Below are 18,606 nucleotides of genomic sequence, written 5' to 3'. Positions count from 1 at the left end.
AGCACCAATCTCGCCAGGAACGCCAGACAGATCGTGCCACTTGCGTCACTCTGATGCTCATGGTGAGAATCCGACGCCGCGCGGCCGGTCTGCTGTGTGCCGCGAGCATCGCCATCACGGCACCCCTGTTGTCCGCGCCGCCGGCAATCGCCGACGTCGGGTCGTCCGCGCCCTCGGGGTCCTCCGACGGTAACGGGTCGACTGGATCGTCCGGGTCGGCCGACCTCTATATGCCTGTTTCCACGATCGCCGGGCTCCAGGCGCTGGCCGCGGCGTCCACACAGTCGGGCAAACCCTACAAGTGGGGCGGCACCGGCCCGAACTCCTGGGATTGTTCGGGCCTGGTGCAGTGGGCGTTCGGGACGGCGGGCATTCGCCTGCCGCGGGTGAGCCAGCAGCAGGCCAAGGTCGGGCACGCCATCCCGTTCTGGGCACTCGCGCCCGGCGACATCATGATCTTCTGGCCCGACGCCAGTCACGTCGGCATCTACGCCGGCTTCGGTCAGGTGTTCAACGCTTTCGGTCCCAACGGGGTGCCGATCGGACTGACCCCGCTCAATCAGATGCCACCGCTGAAGACGATTCGCCGGATCGGCTGAGCCCCGGGGTACGAGACGCCCGCCACCACCCACTGAGGTGCGAGGCGACGGCCGCGCCACCGACGCGCACGGAGGTGCGTGGCGCCGGCCGCGCCACCGACGCGCACCGAGGTGCGTGGCGCCGGCCGAGCCACGAAGGCCACCCGCGCACCCGACACCACATCACTCGCGCGTCAGCACCGCACCAACCATCATCGCGATCAGCACCACACCGACGATCAGGCTCCCCACGAGCCCATAACCCGGCGACATCGACGGAAGATCGTCACCAAGCGCCTCGGTGACCCGGTCGTCGAAGAGGTGGCCGGCGACGTTGCTCAGCACGATCGCGGTCCAAACCACTGCACACAGCGCGGCGACGGCGACACACCCGACGGCCCAACCGAACACCGCTCGCCGCCACCACCCGCCCACCGCCGCTACGAAGACGACGGTCCCGACAAGGAGCGTGACGAGACCCGGCCGGTCGGTGTGCGCCTCCAAGAACGCGACGTCCTCGGGTCGAGCACCGGGCACCGACACGCGGCCCAGTCCGGTGATCGATGGCCGCACGCCCTCATCCGAGGTGCCCCAGGGCACCAACGCGAAGGCCACTGTGAGCAGTCCGCCGACGAGAGTGGCCGGCCAGAGATACCGCGAGAGTCGTGCGGAGAGTTCGCCCGTCGCGGTCATTCCTCCAGACTGCCATGCGGCCAGAACGGATCGCGGCCGGTGAGGCCCGCCAATCGGTCGACGAGCCGGGCGTCGGATGGGATGTCGACGACGGGGCCGAACATGCCTTCGCGCTCGCTTTGCGGCTGCGGCGGGTAATGAAAGTCGAAGACGATCTGCAGGATGTCGTCGGGCACGGTGTACTCGGTGCCCAACGAGCGAGCGACGTCCCAACCGTGCAACACGAGTTCGGAGAGCGCCACCGTCCCCAGGATCTGTGCGGGCCCGTCAATGCCGCCGACCTGGGTCACCCCCTCCCACGCGGACGGATCGCGCCAGTTCGTGGCCAGCTCACGCAGATGCCCGGGCAATGTTTCGCGCCAGTCCGCCGTGAGCACCGAGGCCGCGGGATCGGGCGGCGAAGAGGTCAACGGCCCCAATTCTTTTCGCCCGGCCGCTGCGAACGCGCGAGTGAGCATGTCGACATGCCCGAGCATGGCACCCACGTCCAGGTCGGTACAGGGCGTGGGTCTGCCGAGCATGTCGTCGGTGATTCCCGCGCTCAGCGTCGACATCTCGTCGACCGCCGCGGCAATGGCCCCGGCGTGGGTTGTGCTCGTGGTCTCCATCGGATCCTCCTCTGCATGGCTGTACTGTGACCGACTCTGCTAGCCGCGCGAACTCATCGCGACGTACCCATCCCCCGTCCAGACCACGACCCCACCGCTCCCCCGAGAGCCGACGACCCACCTCCCCACGAGCCCACCGCTCCCCGAGAACCCACGCTCCACCGCTCCCCGAGCAAGCGACGAGCGCCCTCGATGTGCTCGCTTACTCAGGACCCGCGCAGCGAGCCCTTCGACAAGCTCAGGAACCACCCGACGCGTGTCGAAGAGTCGCGAACAGCGAATGCGCCATTCCGCCATCTCACCGATGACTTTCCGCCACGCTGATAGTCAGCAGTGGTGACCACCTGAACATCCGTGAGAGGAACAACCGTGAGTGACTACTCCGCGCCGGTGGGCGCACCGATCTGGTTCGACCTGATGAGCAGCAATCCGGACAAGGCCGCCGAGTTCTACGGGTCGCTGTTCGGCTGGGAGGCAGAGGACCCCAATCCCGACTTCGGTGGCTACCGGAACTTCGTGAAGAACGGACACCGGGTCGCGGGCATGGGACCGGTGATGGATCCGAGTGGACCGTCGGATGTGTGGTCGGTGTATCTGCACACCGAGGATCCGGACGCGACGGTGAAGTCCGTGGAAGCGGCCGGCGGCAGCATCATGGTGCCGCCGATGGACATCGGCGAGATGGGCACGATGATGGTCGCCGTCGACACCGCGGGCGCGGTCATCGGCTTCTGGAAGCCGAACACCCATGTCGGGTTCGTGGAGTGGGGCACCCACGGCACCCCGTACTGGTTCGAGTGCCAGAGCAAGGACTACGCCAAGTCGCTCGAGTTCTACAAAGCCGTCATCGGCGCGCGCATCGACGAGGTCGGCACCGGCGGTGATCCCGACGCCGTCGGACCCGACGCCTACGGCCAGATCTTCATCGGCGAGAACTCCTATTCGGGAATCATGGACGCCGCCAAGCTCTTTCCGCCCGAGGTGCCGTCGTTCTGGCAGGTGTATGTCACCGTCGACGACGTCGCCGCGACGGTCAAGCAGGCCGAGGAGTTGGGCGGCAAGGTCCTCATGGCCGGCGAGGAGACGCCGTACGGCACCCTTGCCGCGCTCACCGACCCGTTCGGTGCGGTGTTCTCACTGGGTCATCCGCCGGCCGGGATGTGAACGTTCGACACGCCAGGACATGAGGCACACCTGTGGGGCGATCACGCGTGCACAGTGCACGCGAGTGGTGCCGTGAGGTGTGGCCCGTGTCATCGACACCCTGAACTGCCACGCGACCACGGGTTACATTCGATCGTTCACGCGCCGTCGGTCAGCTCGGGCGGCGTCCACCCAGGCCACTCCGGCTCGTCGATCAATCGCCCATGTGCGAACTTGGCGACCACGCGGTAAGGACGAGCCGCGCTGCTGTTGTCGTACACGACCGCCTGATGATCGACGGTCGGCGATCTGTCGACTCCGCTCGGCAACGGCCAGTTCCGCTACGTCGTACGCGTGTTCTGCCGCCGAACCCGGCCATCGCTCCGCAGCGATCATGTCGGCGTTGACGAACCACGTTGCCATCGTGATCGTCTGGGGCCGCCCACGTTCATCGGCGAACAGGATGCGCAGATCCGCCTGCTCGGCCGCAGATTCCATGGGCAAAATGCTCATGATTCGATACACACGTTGACCAGTCCGCTTCGTCGAGACCACACTCAACCATGTTCTGCACACACTCAGGACACGACGGCTGGTCGCGATCCGGCCACCCACCACACACGTCCGGCGACCATCCGCCACCGCCGGCCATGCGCGAGCAGCAGATTCCTTCCGCGCCGAATGACCGATCCTCATCGTCAGGAGTAGTCCGATGACCACCGTTTCTCCCCCACCGGCCGGCGCCGAGGACACCCCGGCCGATACGGATGCCGTCCTGGAGCAGATCACGCGCCGTGTGCTCTGGACGTCGACGGCCATCGTGCACCATGCAAACCGGGTGCGGCCCAACCCCTCCGGGCTGAAGGTCGGCGGCCACCAGGCGTCATGCGCGTCGATGGTGACGATCATGACCGAGCTGTGGTTCTCGCAGTTGCGTGCCGGCGACCGCGTCTCGGTGAAGCCCCACGCGTCACCGGTCCTGCACGCGATCAATCATCTGCTCGGCACCCTCGACACCGAAAAGCTCACGCAGCTCAGGGAATTCGGTGGACTGCAGAGCTACCCGAGCCGCACCAAGGATCCCGACCCGGTCGACTACAGCACCGGCTCGGTCGGTATCGGCGCAACCGCGCCGATTTGGGGAGCCGTCGCCCGGCGCTACGTCAACACCGCCTTCGGCAGCGGCGGCTCGGGGCGTCAGTACTCGCTGGTCGGCGATGCCGAACTCGACGAGGGCGCCATCTGGGAAGCGGTCCTGGACAGCTCCGTGCCCGAACTCGGCGAGATCGTGTGGATCGTCGACCTCAACCGCCAGTCGCTGGACCGGGTCGTCCCGAACATCGCGGCCGGGCGCATCGAGTCGATGTTTGCCGCAGCAGGGTGGCAGGTGATCACCGTCAAGTGGGGCCGACTCCTGCAGGACCTGTTCGCCCGCCCCGGCGGCAACGCGCTCCGCGCACGCATCACCGAGATGCCCAACGCGGAGTACCAACGGCTGCTTCGCTGTTCGGCCGACGAGGTCCGCACCCGGCTGCCCGGCGACGGAGCAGGGCGCGACGAAATCGCATCGGTCATCAGCGATCTCGACGACGAGTCGCTGATCGCCGCGATCCACAACCTCGGCGGTCATGACCTCAGCGCTCTGCGCGCCGCGTTCGAGCAGATCGACGTCACCCGCCCGACAGTCATTCTCGCCTACACCATCAAGGGCTACGGCCTGCCGACGCAGGGGCATCCACAGAACCACTCCTCACTGCTGACGGTCGACCAGTTCACTGCCCTCGCCCAGCAGTTGGGTGAGGACGCGGACCACCCCTGGCGCCGGTTCGACCCGCATTCCGCCGCCGGGCGCGTGTGTACCGAGGTCGCGAAACGCCTGGAACGCGAACCGATTCCCGCTCCCCCAGCCCTGTCGGTGCCGACCGACACCGGGCGCACCCCGACATCGGTCACCACCACGCAGGCAGCGTTGGGACGGACGTTGCTCGACCTGACCCGCCAGGCACCCGAGGTCGCCCGACGCGTCATCACCGTCAGTCCGGACGTGACGTCATCGACCAACCTGGCGGGCTGGCTGAACAAGGTGGGCGTCTGGTCGCCCACCGAACGCCGCGACTGGTTCGACGACGACAGCGCCACCGTGATGCATTGGCGCGAACGACCCACCGGGCAGCACATGGAACTCGGGATCGCGGAGACCAATCTGGTCGGGCTCATCGGCGAACTCGGCGCCACCTGGAGCCGTTGGGGCCAGCCACTGTTCCCGATCGGCGTGCTCTACGACCCGTTCGTCGAGCGGGCGCTGGAGCCGTGGTCGTACGGCATCTACGCGGGCGGACAGTCGATCCTCGTCGGCACCCCTGCCGGCGTCACGCTGGCCCCGGAAGGTGGTGCGCACCAATCGATCAAGACGCCGTCGATCGGGCTCGAGCAGCCCGGGTGCGTCAGCTACGAGCCGGCGTTCGCCGTCGACGTCGAGTGGACGCTGCTGGATTGCATCGCGCACATGGGCAAGCCCGGCGGGCGGTCGGCCTACCTGCGGTTGTCCACGCGGCCCGTCGAGCAATCCCTGGCCGCCGTCCCGACCGATCCGGCTGCGCGGGAACGACGTCGGCAGCATGTCATCGCCGGCGGATATGTGTTGCGGCGGGCGCAGCACCCGCGGGCCACCATCGTGGCGGTCGGCGCCATGGTCACCGAGGCCGTGCACGCGGCAGAACGTCTGGGGCAGATCGGAATCGACGCCGACGTGGTGGTTGTCACCAGTCCCGGCCTGCTGTTCGAGGCGCTGCAGGCCCGCAACGGGCAGGGTGATGCGGCGTCGTGGATCCTCGATCAGATCTTCCCCGCCGACCGCGCTGTCCCGATGGTCAGTGTCCTCGACGGCCACCCGCACACGCTGTCGTTCCTCGCGACCATCAATCGCGTTCGATCAAAGGCGTTGGGCGTGAGCACCTTCGGGCAGTCGGGTTCACTCGAGGACGTCTACCGCCATCACGGTATCGACGACGACCACATCATCCGGGCGGTGCTGGATTTGATGGGGTGAGACACCCTGGCTGTCCGACCCCCGTCAGTCCCGTGCCTGGCGCCCATCGAGAACCAACAGCGCGACATGCAACGATGTCATCGACTCCCCATCGGCGAGATCGACGCCGAGGATCTCCTCGATGCGTGCCAGTTTGGCGTACAGCGACGGGCGACTCATGTGCAATCGGCCGGCAAGTGCGGACTTGTTTCCGGCAAGCTGTAGGTAACCACGGAGTATGTCGGTCAGATTCCCCCCGTGTTCGATGTCGTCGAGCAGGAGGGCGCGCAGTTCGGACTCGGCGAACCGGGTGACACGCGGGTCGTCACGCATGAGAGAGAGCAAGCCGCGGATCCGGATGTCCGAGACGCGAAAGGCGACTCGGTCCGCCGGCGGCATCGCAGCCGCGACGTCGGCGACATGCGACGCGCCCGGCAAGGCCTGAATCGCCGGGATCAATTGGCGGGCCACAGTTCCGACGCCGAGGACCGCACCGCTGTCGCCCGTCGTGCGTTCGATGTCGCGACGAAATGCCCTGGCCAGAACCTCGAGGACCTGGTCACGAGATCGTGCTCGACTCGTGTTGAGTGCGAGGATGATTCGCACTTCGCCGTCGTCGCGGACCGAGGAGATGCCGGTGTGGCCCGCCGCGCCGACCGCGCGCACCACGACGTCGAGCAATTGTGTGGTGTGACGCTGCGCGCCGACGGGATCGGCCTGGATGGTCCAACCCGGAATCCGCAGGGACACCGGGACATACTCCGTCGCCGAGCGTAAGCCGAGCGCGGAGGCCCGCGCGACGACCTCGTCCTCCTGTCGGAGTCGTTCGGTGAGGACGTCGTCGATGAGACCGGAGTGTGCCTGACGTTCGAGATCCAGGCGACCACGTTCGGCCATTCGATGCATGACCAACGCCTGCGCTGCGCGCTCGAGGACCATCGTCGTGCGCGTCCCGTCGGCAGGCGGGTCAAGCGCGATGAGCCGCGCCCAGTGGTCATCGGCCTGGCCGACCGGAACGACGGCCCAACTCTCGCGGTGCGCGTCGTTCGCCGACGACTGCAGTCTCGACCGCCGCTCCCAGTCGCGCAGCATGACCGACGGTTGTGCGCCCGCGGTGGCGACGGCCTGGTGGGTGAGGTTCTCCAACACCACCGGCGTGCCGAGAAGGTCGACGACACTGTTCGTGATCTCGGTCGGCGCCGCGCGGCGGATCGTCAACTCGGTGAATACCTCATGGGTTTTCCTGGCGAACTCGACCTCGTCGTACTGCTCTGCGACGAGTGACCGGTGTACCTCCTCGGTGACCTCGACGAATCTGATCACCCGCCGCAGCACCACCAGCGCCAGACCCACCTCTCGGGCAACCGCCGCGATCTGCGTCAACCGCTCCGGCTCGGCATCGGCCACTTCGGCCACCACCGCCACCGCGCCGGCCTGCGCCATTCCGGACAGATACGCCTTCGGCGATCTGCGCAGTGCCTCGCCAGTGGTCAGGACGAGCTCACCGCCCCGCAGCAGGCTCGACAGATCTGCGACATCGCTGACGTGGACCCACCGGACTTCGTGATCGAACCCCTGATCGCAAAGGGTCTCCGGCTCTCCCGCCTGGATCACCGGCAGGCCGATGATCTGGGCGACAGTCAGCGACATGAGACAAAGTGTACCGATGGAAGACGATGTCGTTACACATCGTAGGTGCTCGGTGGACGCCCGCGCGGTGAGAATTGGGTCATCGCGGCAACGGCGCCGCTGCACATCCGCATCCGGATCGACGATCCAGACCATGACCCGAGGAGTTCTCATGACCCAGACCATCCAGCATTGGTGCGACGGCAAGCTGTTCGCCGGCGATTCGTCGAACACCGCCCCGGTGACCAACCCGGCCACCGGCGCTGTGACCGGCCAGGTCGCGTTGGCCTCGGTCGCCGACGCCCGCACGGTCATCGACTCCGCGGCCGACACGTTTGCCGAGTGGCGCGACACCTCGCTGGCCAAGCGCACCGCCGTCCTGTTCAAGTTCCGTGAGTTGCTCAACGAGCGCAAGGGTGAGCTTGCCGCGATCATCACCAGCGAGCACGGGAAGGTCCTCTCCGATGCTCTCGGCGAGATCTCCCGCGGCCAGGAGGTCGTCGAGTTCGCCTGCGGCATCCCGCACCTGCTGAAGGGTGGCTACACCGAGAACGCCTCGACCAACATCGACGTGCATTCGGTGTCCCAGCCGCTGGGTCCCGTCGGCATCATCAGCCCGTTCAACTTCCCCGCCATGGTCCCGATGTGGTTCTTCCCGGTCGCCATCGCCGCCGGCAACACCGTGGTTGTCAAGCCTTCGGAGAAAGACCCCAGCGCGTCGATCTGGCTGGCCGAACTGTGGAAGGAAGCCGGTCTGCCCGACGGCGTCTTCAACGTCCTGCAGGGCGACAAGGTCGCCGTCGACGAGTTGCTGACCAACCCGAAGATCAAGGCCATCAGCTTCGTCGGGTCCACCCCCATCGCCCAGTACGTGTATTCGACCGGCACCGCCGCCGGCAAGCGTGTGCAGGCGCTCGGTGGCGCCAAGAACCACGCCATCATCCTGCCCGACGCCGACCTGGATCTGGCTGCCGACGCCATGGTCAACGCCGGCTTCGGCTCGGCCGGTGAGCGTTGCATGGCCATCTCGGTCGCGGTCGCGGTCGGTGACATCGCCGACGAACTCGTCGCTAAGATCGCCGAACGTGCCACCACCATCAAGACCGGCGACGGCACCCGCAACACCGACATGGGTCCTCTGGTCACCAAGGCGCACCGCGACAAGGTCGCCTCCTACGTCGACGCCGGCGAAAAGGCCGGAGCCACCGTCGTTCTCGACGGTCGAAATGTGCAGGTCGATGGCGGGGCCGGGGCGAGCGAAGCGACGGGGGATTACACCGACGGATTCTGGCTGGGCCCGACCCTGTTCGACAATGTCACCACCGACATGACCATCTACACCGACGAGATCTTCGGCCCAGTGCTCAGCGTGGTCCGCGTCGACTCGTATGACGAAGCCCTGGAACTGATCAACTCGAACCAGTACGGCAACGGCACCGCCATCTTCACCAACGACGGTGGCGCGGCACGGCGTTTCCAGAACGAGGTCGAGGTCGGCATGGTCGGCATCAACGTGCCGATCCCGGTCCCGATGGCCTACTACAGCTTCGGCGGCTGGAAGGCATCGCTGTTCGGCGACTCGCATGCCCACGGCACCGAAGGCATCCACTTCTTCACCCGCACCAAGGCGATCACCACCCGCTGGCTCGACCCCAGCCATGGCGGACTGAACCTGGGTTTCCCGCAGAACGCCTGAGCCCCTGAGACAACGCCTCCCCCGCTGATCGAGCAGGCAACCTCGGGCCGCCGCGGGCGGCCGGCGTGGGCTTGGGAAGCGTCATCCTTCCGCTGGTCGAGTAAGGCACCGAGCGCAGCGAGGCGCCGCATCGAGACCGCTCGGACAGGTGATCTCGATGCGCGGGCTCGCAAGCTCGCTCGCTTACTCGATCAGCGACAGTGGGGCGACTCTTCTAATCAGCGAGGAGCTTGTGGCCCTTCGACGCGCTCGCAAGCTCGGAGCCTTACTCGATCAGCGGGTAGGCGACCCCCCGACACTCACCATCTCCAAGGAACGAACACCATCATGACCATCGAAGCCACCATCCCCGTCGCACCGGACCTGGATCTCGCTGCGGCGCAACGGGCCTACGAGCTCGACCGCAAGCATGTCTTCCACTCGTGGTCGGCGCAGGCGAAGATCAACCCGATGACCATCACCGCCACCGACGGCTGTTACGTCTGGGACGGTGAGGGCAACCGCCTGCTCGACTTCTCCTCGCAACTGGTGAACACCAACATCGGGCACCAACACCCCAAGGTGATCGAGGCCATCGCCGAGCAGGCCGCGAAGCTGTGCACCATTGCGCCGCAACACGTCAACGACGCACGCTCGGAAGCAGCCCGGCTCATCGCCGAACGCACCCCGGGTGACCTGAACAAGATCTTCTTCACGAACGGTGGTGCCGACGCCAACGAGCATGCCGTGCGGATGGCCCGCCTGCACACCGGCCGCCGAAAGGTGCTCTCGCGCTACCGCTCCTACCACGGTGGCACCGACCTCGCGATCAACCTGACCGGCGACCCGCGTCGCTGGCCCAACGACAACGGCGACTCGGGCGTCGTCCACTTCTTCGGCCCGTTCCTCTACCGGTCACGCTTCCATGCCACCACCGAGGCCGAGGAATGCGCCCGCGCCCTCGAGCACCTCGACGAGCTGATCCGGATGGAAGGTCCGAACCAGATCGCCGCGATCATCCTCGAATCCATCCCCGGTACCGCCGGCATCATGATCCCGCCGCCCGGATATCTCAAGGGCGTCCGGGAGATCTGCGACCGCTACGGCATCGTGTTCATCGCCGACGAGGTGATGGCCGGTTTCGGCCGCTCCGGCAAGTGGTTCGCGATCGAGCACGCCGAAGGCGTTGTCCCGGATCTGCTGACCTTCGCCAAGGGTGTCAATTCCGGATATGTGCCCCTCGGTGGTGTGGCCATCAACAACGCGATCTCCGCCACCTTCGACGAGCGTCCCTACCCCGGTGGTCTCACCTACTCCGGTCATCCGCTGGCCACCGCGGCCGCCGTGGCCACCATCAACGCCATGGCGGATGAGCAGATCGTCGAGAACGCCGAGCGGATCGGCCGAGAGATCCTCGGCCCCGGTCTCGCTGAACTCGCCGCACGCCACCCCAGTGTCGGCGAGGTCCGCGGTGCGGGCGTCTTCTGGGCGATCGAACTCGTCGCCGACCGCACCACCCGCGAGCCGCTGGCGCCGTACGGCGGAACCAGCGACGCGATGAACGCCGTTCTCGCCGAGTGCAAGTCACGTGGTCTGCTGCCGTTCGCCAACTTCAACCGCATCCACGTGGTGCCGCCGTGCATCGTCACCGACGAGCAGGCCCGCGAGGGCCTGGCGATCATCGACGCGGCCCTCGACGTCGCCGACGCCGCGCTCTGACCCCAACCACTGCGGGGTGCGTCGAGTCATCGACGCACCCCGCAGTCATCTGCATTCCGCCCAACTCACGGAGTCTCCGTTGCCCACATCCGTTCTCCCCCAGGCCGAAAAGCTCGTCGCGCTGCCCGGCGGGTACGTCGTCGAGCCGGCCGCCGACATCACCCCCGTCGACACCCGCTTCCTCGACGAACTCGTCGAAGGTCGCGTCGAGATCGAGGTGCTCGAGCTGGCGACGACGCGCGACGAGTTCGGCCTGCGCGTCTACGTCGGAGGCGGCGAACTCGCGCTGGGCGACATCCTTCCGGTCGTGCACAGCTTCGGACTCGACGTCCTCGACGAGCACCCCCTGGCGCTGCGCCGTGCCGACGGATTACGTTGCCTCGTCTACGATTTCCGGTTGCGCCCGTCGGGCCGCCTGCAACGTCATCTCGAGTCCGGGCCCGCCGACGACGTGTGGCGGTCGCGTTTCGTCGCTGCTTTCCATGCCGCACGTGAAGCGCGTCTCGAACTCGACGACCTCAACGCTCTGGTCATCGTCTGCGGCATGCACTGGCACGAAGTAGTCCTGCTCCGGGCCTACGTTCATTACCTGCGGCAGATCAACTTTGGACATACGAGCGGCCGGATCGCCGGTGCTCTGATCGATCATCCGGTCATCACCGAAACTCTTTTCGCCATCTTCGAGGCACGGTTCTCCCCCGCCGCGCCTCCGACACCCGACACCGACATCGACGCACTCCTGCATGACGTCGACGACCTCGATGCCGATCGGATTCTCCGCACGATCAACGGACTCATCGACGCGACGACCCGCACCTCGTACTACCGCAATGCCGATCACGGCTACGTGGCGCTCAAGCTTGCGCCGCGGCGGATCGCCCACATCCCGCAGCCGGCACCGCTGATCGAAACCTTCGTCTACTCGAACACTTTCGAGGGAACACATCTGCGGTTCGCGCTGGTCGCCCGCGGTGGGCTGCGCTGGTCGGATCGAGAGGATTTCCGCACCGAGATCCTCGGGCTGGTCAAGGCGCAAGCGGTGAAGAACGCGGTGATCATACCGGCCGGCGCCAAGGGTGGTTTCGTCGTAAAGCCTGCCGCCGCCATCGTCTACGGCGGCGACGCGGGTGTGGCGTGCTATCGGTCGTTCATCGCCGCGCTGCTCGACATCACCGACAACGTGGGTGGCGACGGACAGATTGCCCGACCAACCGACGTACGTCCGCATGACGACGCCGACCCCTATCTCGTCGTCGCTGCCGACAAGGGCACCGCGAGATTCTCCGATAGCGCCAATGATGTCGCGGCGCAATATGATTTCTGGCTGGGTGACGCATTCGCCTCGGGTGGTTCCCGCGGTTACGACCACAAGGCGATGGGCATCACCGCCCGTGGCGCGTGGGAGAGCGTGCGCCGTCACTTCGCCGAGCTCGGCGTGGACGTCGATGTCGACCCGATCAGCGTCGCCGGGATCGGCGACATGAGCGGCGACGTGTTCGGCAACGGCATGCTGTCGAGCCCCGCCATCCGTCTCGTCGCGGCCTTCGACCATCGCCACATCTTTGTCGATCCCGATCCCGATGCTGCGCAAGGTTTCGCCGAGCGCACGCGAATGTTCGCACTGGAACGGTCCTCCTGGGCCGACTACGACGAAGCAGCGATCAGCGCGGGCGGCGGCGTCTGGCGGCGTGATGCCAAATCGATCCCGGTGAGCGCCCCGATGGCGCGGGCACTGGGTCTGGCGAGTCGCGCAGCACTGACCCCTGACGAACTGATCGCACGAATCCTCACCGCCCCCGTCGATCTGCTCTGGAACGGCGGAATCGGTACCTATATCAAGGCATCCGACGAGTCGCACGTTCAGGTCGGCGACAAGACCAACGACCGCATACGCGTCGACGCAACCGAGGTCCGGGCACGGGTGATCGGCGAGGGCGGCAACCTCGGTCTGACCGCGGGCGGGCGAATCGAATTCGCGCTCGCCGGTGGACGCGTCAACACCGACGCCATCGACAACTCCGCCGGCGTCGACTGCTCCGATCACGAGGTGAACATCAAGATCCTGCTGGGGTCGCTGGTTCGGGACCGCGAGATCAGCAGCACCGAACGCGATGTTCTCTTGGTCGACATGACCGATGCGGTCGCCGATTCTGTGCTGGCCGATAACATCTCGCAGAATCGACTGCTCGGCGTCGCACGTCATACTGCCGCGACGCGCCTCGACACCCACGTGCGACTCATCGAGACCCTCGAGACCGAATACGGACTTGATCGCCGCCTGGAAACGTTGCCCGACAACGACGAGATCGCCCGACGGCGCCACAATCAGGCAGGTCTGACCTCGCCGGAACTCGCGACCCTCGCCGCCCACGTCAAGCTCGCCTACAAGGCGCAGATCGAGCAAAGCTCGCTGCCCGATTCATCGGCGATGGAATCCGAACTGCACCAGTACTTTCCGGCGGTTGTCCGGGATCGCTTCGCGACTGCGGCGCAGCAGCATCGGCTGCGGCGGGAGATCATCACCAACGAGTTGGTCAACGAGATGGTCGACAACGCCGGCATCACCTACGCGTTGCGCCTGGGCGAGGAAACCGGGGCCGACGTCGTCGATGCGACCAAGGCATACAAGATCGCCGTCGAGGTCTTCGACCTGACCGGCCTGTGGCGCGCCATCCGTGACGAGCGACTCGATCCCGCGATCGAGTACGACCTGATCGTCGAATCGCGGCGACTCGTCGACCGCGCCGCCCGATGGTTCCTCACCCACCGTCCCCAACCGTTGGCCGTCGGCGCAGAGATCGCCCGATTCGCCACCGCCGTAAAGTCATTGACACCGCTCGTCGGCGCTGTGCTGCGCGGCTCCGAGGCGGCCGCAGCCAACCACGCCGCGCAGGTATGGCAGGACCGCGGCGTGCCGGCGACGCTCGCGACGCAGGTGAGCGAACTCCTGTACTGGTACTCCGCCCTCGACATCATCGACGTCGCAGAGCAGACCGGCTGCGCACCAGCCGACGTCGCCGAGGTCTACTTCACGCTCTCCGAACGACTCTCGGTCGACGAGTTCCTCCTCGCGATCTCCGCACTGCCGAAGAACTCGCGGTGGCCTACGATGGCCCGTCTGAGTTTGCGGGACGACCTCTACGGCGCGCTGCGGGCCATCACCCGAACCGTGGTCACCGCCGGCGCGGGCGAGTTGGCTGCGGCGACAGCGATCGCCGAGTGGGAACAAGACCACGCAGCACGTCTCTCCCGGGTGCGGCCGATCCTGAACGGCCTGCGTGACTGCGACCTCGACATCACCACCCTGGCCGTGGCCGTCCGACAACTGCGTGGCCTCGTCCGATAAGCGTCACTCCCGCATCGTCCCCGCCGGGGACTGGGCCGGACGGTCGGCGACGACCTGTGCCATGGCATCGCGCAGCGCCCGCACCGCGGGATGTCCGGCGCGGCCCGCGCGGACGGCGGTGTAGAGCGTGCGATGCGGGTCGCCGGGCAGTCGGGCGAGTTGGGTGCCATGCAAATGGTCGGCGGCGATGAGGCCCGGGATGAAGGCGACTGCATGGCCGGTCCGCACCAGGTGCGCATGCAGCAGGGGATCCGGGCCCTCGTAGCGGACCTGGGGTTCGAAGCCCGCGGCCCGGCAGACCGCGCGAGCCCAATCGCCGCTGGCCGTGCCGGGCGGGTCCAGCGCCCATGGCGCCGAATCGAGCTCGGCCAGTCGGTGCGGCGGACCGCTCATGGGACCTCGCGACGGAACAGCGAGCAGCAGCGGGTCGGTGACCAGGTCGCTTCGATCGGTCCCGTCACGGACCGGGTCGGGGAAACCGGGGAACTCCTCACCGAGGATCACATCGAACTGAGCCGACAACAGTCCACTGAAGGCTGGCTCAACCTCACGCATGGTGATCTCGAGCTGCAGGGCCGGATGGGTCTGCGCCAAGAGTGTGACCACCGAGGGCGCGATCTCCACGACGACGGTGAGGATCGAGGCCAGGCGCAGGGTGCCGCGCACCGCAGGTTGCGCGGCCGCGAGTTCGGCTTCGGCCTGCTCGAGTTGCGCGAGCACGATCTCGGTGTGCGCGACGAGCGTGCGTGCCTCGTCGGTTAGCCGGACTCCACGTCCGATGTGTTCGAGGAGTGTCACACCGGTCTCGCGCTCGAGCATCGAAAGCTGCTGAGAGATCGCCGACGGCGTGTACGAGAGTGCCTGTGCCACCTGCGCCAGCGTCCCCCGCAGATGGAGTTCACGCAGAATGCGCAGGCGCGTGACGTTGAGCATCGACCCACCTCCGATTGATTAGTTGAACTGAACATACATGGGAAGAAACATTCACTGGACTGATGACTCACGTTCTCGGATCCTGAATGGATGATCGTGACCTCACAGGACAGTCGCGGGTCCGGCACCGGCGCGCTGCTGGTGCTGGGCTCCTGCTTGTCCCTGCAATTCGGTGCCGCGCTGGCGATCCGACTGTTCCCGTCGCTCGGAGTGTGGGGGGTGACGACTTTGCGCCTCGGGATGGCAGCGGCCATTCTGATGGCCGCGAGCCGGCCCGACGTCGTTCGATGGAGTCGCTCGCAATGGCAATCAGTGGCCGTCTTCGGGATCATCATGGTCGGCATGAACGGGTCGTTCTACCTTGCCATCGAACGTATTCCGCTCAGCGCGGCCGTGGCCATCGAGTTCGTCGGGCCGCTGCTGTTGTCGGCGGTGCTGTCACGACGGGCGATCGATCTCGCCTGGGTGTTGCTGGCGATGCTCGGAATCGGGTTGCTCGGTATCGAAAGTGTCACGCAGACAGAGTCATTGGACCCGCTGGGGGTGCTGTTCGCGGTGATCGCCGGAGCGTTCTGGGCCCTCTACATCGTGTCGAGCGCCCACGTCGGGCAACGCGTGCCCGGCACCGGTGGCCTCGCCATCGCCCTGGCGATCGCCACCGTCGTCGTCGCACCACTCGGGATGTCCGGGGTCACCGTCGCAGTCGACCATCCGGCCCTGCTGTTGCCCGCCCTCGGCGTCGCGCTGCTGTGCTCGGCCATCCCCTACACCCTGGAACTCGCGGCGCTACGCCGACTTCCCCGCAGCGTCTTCGGCATCCTGCTCAGCCTCGAACCGATCATCGCGGTCCTCTCCGGCTGGCTGTTCCTCGGTCAGACAGCCGGCCCGGTGCGCCTGACGGCGATCGCGTTGGTCATCGCGGCCAGCATCGGGACGATCGTGACTGCACCGGCAGGGGTCCAGGACAACCGAACCACGAGGTCAGCGCAGTCTGCACCGGTCTGACGACAGCGCGCACAGCGAGCTCGATGATCAGGCCGATGCAGGACGAACGAAACGCCCAGGTCCCCACCATGTTCCCAGTTTGCATCGTGGGAGCATGGTTGGAACCTGGGCGTCGATGATCATCCGTCGGTCGGCGCTCTCACACCCCCGCGTTTGCGTCCTGCTTCTTCTTCAACTCCAGTGCGATGTCGATGAGCTGATCTTCCTGCCCACCAACGAGTTTCCGATTCCCGGCTTCGATCAGGATGTCCGCCGCCGACACACCGTAGCGTTCGGCGTGGCCTTCGGCGTGCTTGAGGAAACTCGAGTAGCAACCCGCGTAGCCCATCATCATCGACGGCCGGTCCACCAGACATTCCGACGGCATGACCGGACGCACCACATCCTGTGCGGCGTCGGCGATCTTCATGAAGTCGACGCCGGTGGTGATGCCCAGCTTGTCGCAGACGCCGACGAACGCCTCGGTGGGCGTATTGCCCGCGCCGGCACCGAAACGGCGGATCGACCCGTCGATCTGCTGGGCGCCCGCGCGGATCGCATTGATCGAATTGGCAACGGCGATATCGAGATTCTCGTGACCGTGGAAGCCGACCATGGCGTCGTCGCCGAGTTCGGCGACCAACGCCTGCACGCGCACGGTCACGTCCTCGAGCACCAACGCACCCGCCGAATCCACCACGTACACACACTGACACCCGGCATCGGCCATGATCCGCGCCTGCTCGGCGAGCTTTTCCGGCGGCTGCGAATGACTCATCATCAGGAAGCCGACCGTCTCGAGCCCCAGATCGCGGGCCAGCCCGAAGTGCTGGATGGAGACGTCGGCCTCGGTGCAGTGCGTCGCGATGCGACAGATCTGCCCGCCGTTGTCCTGTGCCGCACGGATGTCGTCTTTGGTGCCGAGTCCGGGCAGCATCAGGAACGCGATTTTGGCGCGCTTCGCAGTTTCGGCAGCAGCCTTGATCAGTTGCTGCTCCGGCGTTTTGGAGAACCCGTAGTTGAACGACGACCCGCCCAGACCATCACCGTGGGTGACCTCGATGACGGGCACCCCGGCGCCGTCGAGAGCACCGACGATCGCCCGCACGTCCTCCTCCGTGAACTGGTGACGCTTGTGGTGCGAACCGTCGCGCAACGACGAGTCGGTGATCCGGATATCCAACGCGTCCGAGTACTTTCGGGCATTTGCCATCAGATCACTGGTCATGCCGACACTCCCAACTTCTGCTTGGCGATCTCCTCGCCGACCTTGGTGGCCGCCGCGGTCATGATGTCCAGATTCCCGGCATACGGTGGCAGGAAATCGCCGGCACCCTCGACCTCCACGAAGATCGACACCCGCGCGTACCCACCATTGATCACACTCGGCGGATCGAACTGCGGATCCTGCAGCAACCGATACCCCGGCACATACTGCTGGATCTCCTTCTCCCGCTTGCGGATCGACTCGGCGATCGCATCGGTGTCCGCATCGTCGGGGATCGCGCAGAAGATGGTGTCGCGCATGATCATCGGCGGATCGGCCGGATTCAGTATGATGATCGCCTTGCCGCGAGCCGCGCCGCCGATCGTCTCGATCCCCTTCGACGTCGTCCGCGTGAACTCGTCGATATTCGCGCGCGTGCCGGGACCGGCCGACACCGACGCGACCGACGCGACGATCTCCGCGTACGGCACCGGCACCACCGAGCTCACCGCATGCACCATCGGGATGGTCGCCTGCCCACCACAGGTGATCATGTTGGTGTTCGGCGCATCCAGATGCTCGCGCAGATTCGCCGGCGGCACCACGGCCGGCCCGACGGCCGCCGGAGTCAGATCCACGGCGGTGATCCCGGCGGCCTCGTAGCGCGGCGCATACTCGCGATGCACATACGCCGAGGTCGCCTCGAAGATGAGATCCGGTTTGTCCGACGACCCCAGCAGTTCGTCGGCTCCCCCGCTCATGGTGATCAGCCCACGATCGGCGGCCCGCTTCATGCCCTCGGAATCGGCGTCGATCCCCACCATCCACCGGGGCTCGATCACCTCAGAACGTTCCAGCTTGTACATCAGATCGGTGCCGATATTGCCCGACCCGATGATCGCTGCGGTCAGCTTGGCTGCCACGTGCGCCTCCTAGTTATTGGTTCTCTCAAAGTTGCCCCGCCCGCTGAGCTGCTTACGCCGGCTGAGCTTGTCGAAGCCCCCCGGCTGCGGCTGAGCTCGTCGAAGCCCCGCCTCCCGCCGGCTGAGCCTGTCGAAGCCCC

The 18,606-nt window shown here is 66.4% G+C and carries 14 protein-coding genes; 7 read left to right on the top strand and 7 right to left on the bottom strand.

Features of this window, described 5'->3' with window-relative positions; translation table 11 throughout:
- The first annotated feature begins 59 nt into the window (after nt 1–59).
- The gene (locus ACWDTI_RS24805) at nt 60–599 is read left to right on the top strand and encodes a C40 family peptidase (protein WP_449740793.1); all 540 of its coding nucleotides are present in this window, start codon (nt 60–62) and stop codon (nt 597–599) included.
- Between the two features lie 162 nt (nt 600–761).
- On the opposite strand, the gene ACWDTI_RS24800 is transcribed toward ACWDTI_RS24805, so the two are convergent.
- A complete protein-coding gene (locus ACWDTI_RS24800) occupies nt 762–1,271 on the bottom strand; it encodes a hypothetical protein (RefSeq protein ID WP_449740792.1) in 510 nt (169 codons plus the stop codon).
- On the bottom strand, nt 1,268–1,879 hold the full coding sequence (locus tag ACWDTI_RS24795; RefSeq protein WP_449740791.1) for a TIGR03086 family metal-binding protein: 612 nt from the start codon (nt 1,877–1,879) through the stop codon (nt 1,268–1,270). The genes ACWDTI_RS24800 and ACWDTI_RS24795 overlap by 4 nt, the downstream gene beginning before the upstream one ends.
- Nucleotides 1,880–2,248: 369 nt before the next feature.
- Between ACWDTI_RS24795 and ACWDTI_RS24790 the strand changes: the two genes are divergently transcribed.
- A complete protein-coding gene (locus ACWDTI_RS24790; RefSeq protein WP_449740790.1) occupies nt 2,249–3,043 on the top strand; it encodes a VOC family protein in 795 nt (264 codons plus the stop codon).
- 123 nt (nt 3,044–3,166) lie between these two features.
- Here the strand turns inward: ACWDTI_RS24790 and ACWDTI_RS24785 are convergent, their stop codons facing one another.
- Nucleotides 3,167–3,535 carry a hypothetical protein gene (locus ACWDTI_RS24785; protein WP_449740789.1) on the bottom strand — a complete coding sequence of 123 codons (369 nt, stop codon included), beginning with the start codon at nt 3,533–3,535 and terminating at the stop codon, nt 3,167–3,169.
- 199 nt (nt 3,536–3,734) lie between these two features.
- Between ACWDTI_RS24785 and ACWDTI_RS24780 the strand changes: the two genes are divergently transcribed.
- On the top strand, nt 3,735–6,071 hold the full coding sequence (locus ACWDTI_RS24780; protein WP_449740788.1) for a transketolase-like TK C-terminal-containing protein: 2,337 nt from the start codon (nt 3,735–3,737) through the stop codon (nt 6,069–6,071).
- Between the two features lie 24 nt (nt 6,072–6,095).
- Here the strand turns inward: ACWDTI_RS24780 and ACWDTI_RS24775 are convergent, their stop codons facing one another.
- Nucleotides 6,096–7,700, bottom strand: coding sequence for a PucR family transcriptional regulator (locus ACWDTI_RS24775; RefSeq protein WP_449740787.1), 1,605 nt, complete (start codon nt 7,698–7,700; stop codon nt 6,096–6,098).
- 151 nt (nt 7,701–7,851) lie between these two features.
- Between ACWDTI_RS24775 and ACWDTI_RS24770 the strand changes: the two genes are divergently transcribed.
- The 3 genes from ACWDTI_RS24770 (at nt 7,852) to ACWDTI_RS24760 (ending at nt 14,419) form a co-directional block, all read left to right on the top strand.
- Nucleotides 7,852–9,375: a CoA-acylating methylmalonate-semialdehyde dehydrogenase gene (locus tag ACWDTI_RS24770; RefSeq protein ID WP_449740786.1), complete on the top strand. Its 1,524-nt coding sequence runs from the start codon at nt 7,852–7,854 to the stop codon at nt 9,373–9,375.
- 327 nt (nt 9,376–9,702) lie between these two features.
- On the top strand, nt 9,703–11,073 hold the full coding sequence (locus ACWDTI_RS24765) for an aminotransferase class III-fold pyridoxal phosphate-dependent enzyme (RefSeq protein WP_449740785.1): 1,371 nt from the start codon (nt 9,703–9,705) through the stop codon (nt 11,071–11,073).
- 79 nt (nt 11,074–11,152) lie between these two features.
- Nucleotides 11,153–14,419, top strand: a complete 3,267-nt coding sequence (locus ACWDTI_RS24760; protein ID WP_449740784.1) for an NAD-glutamate dehydrogenase domain-containing protein — start codon at nt 11,153–11,155, stop codon at nt 14,417–14,419.
- 3 nt (nt 14,420–14,422) lie between these two features.
- Here ACWDTI_RS24760 and ACWDTI_RS24755 read toward each other — a convergent pair whose 3' ends face one another.
- Nucleotides 14,423–15,352 carry a LysR family transcriptional regulator gene (locus ACWDTI_RS24755; RefSeq protein ID WP_449740783.1) on the bottom strand — a complete coding sequence of 310 codons (930 nt, stop codon included), beginning with the start codon at nt 15,350–15,352 and terminating at the stop codon, nt 14,423–14,425.
- A 90-nt stretch (nt 15,353–15,442) separates the two neighbouring features.
- Here ACWDTI_RS24755 and ACWDTI_RS24750 point away from each other — a divergent pair, with 90 nt between their 5' ends.
- The gene (locus ACWDTI_RS24750; protein WP_449740782.1) at nt 15,443–16,357 is read left to right on the top strand and encodes an EamA family transporter; all 915 of its coding nucleotides are present in this window, start codon (nt 15,443–15,445) and stop codon (nt 16,355–16,357) included.
- Between the two features lie 139 nt (nt 16,358–16,496).
- Here ACWDTI_RS24750 and dmpG read toward each other — a convergent pair whose 3' ends face one another.
- The gene (dmpG, locus tag ACWDTI_RS24745) at nt 16,497–17,564 is read right to left on the bottom strand and encodes a 4-hydroxy-2-oxovalerate aldolase (protein ID WP_449740781.1); all 1,068 of its coding nucleotides are present in this window, start codon (nt 17,562–17,564) and stop codon (nt 16,497–16,499) included.
- Nucleotides 17,561–18,466, bottom strand: a complete 906-nt coding sequence (locus ACWDTI_RS24740) for an acetaldehyde dehydrogenase (acetylating) (protein ID WP_449740780.1) — start codon at nt 18,464–18,466, stop codon at nt 17,561–17,563. Before ACWDTI_RS24740 ends, dmpG begins: the two co-directional genes overlap by 4 nt.
- Between the last annotated feature and the right edge of the window lie 140 nt (nt 18,467–18,606).

The organism is Gordonia sp. NPDC003424, assembly GCF_053588655.1.
Note: the sequence above shows the minus strand (reverse complement) of the source record. Positions and strands in the feature narration are given on the sequence as shown.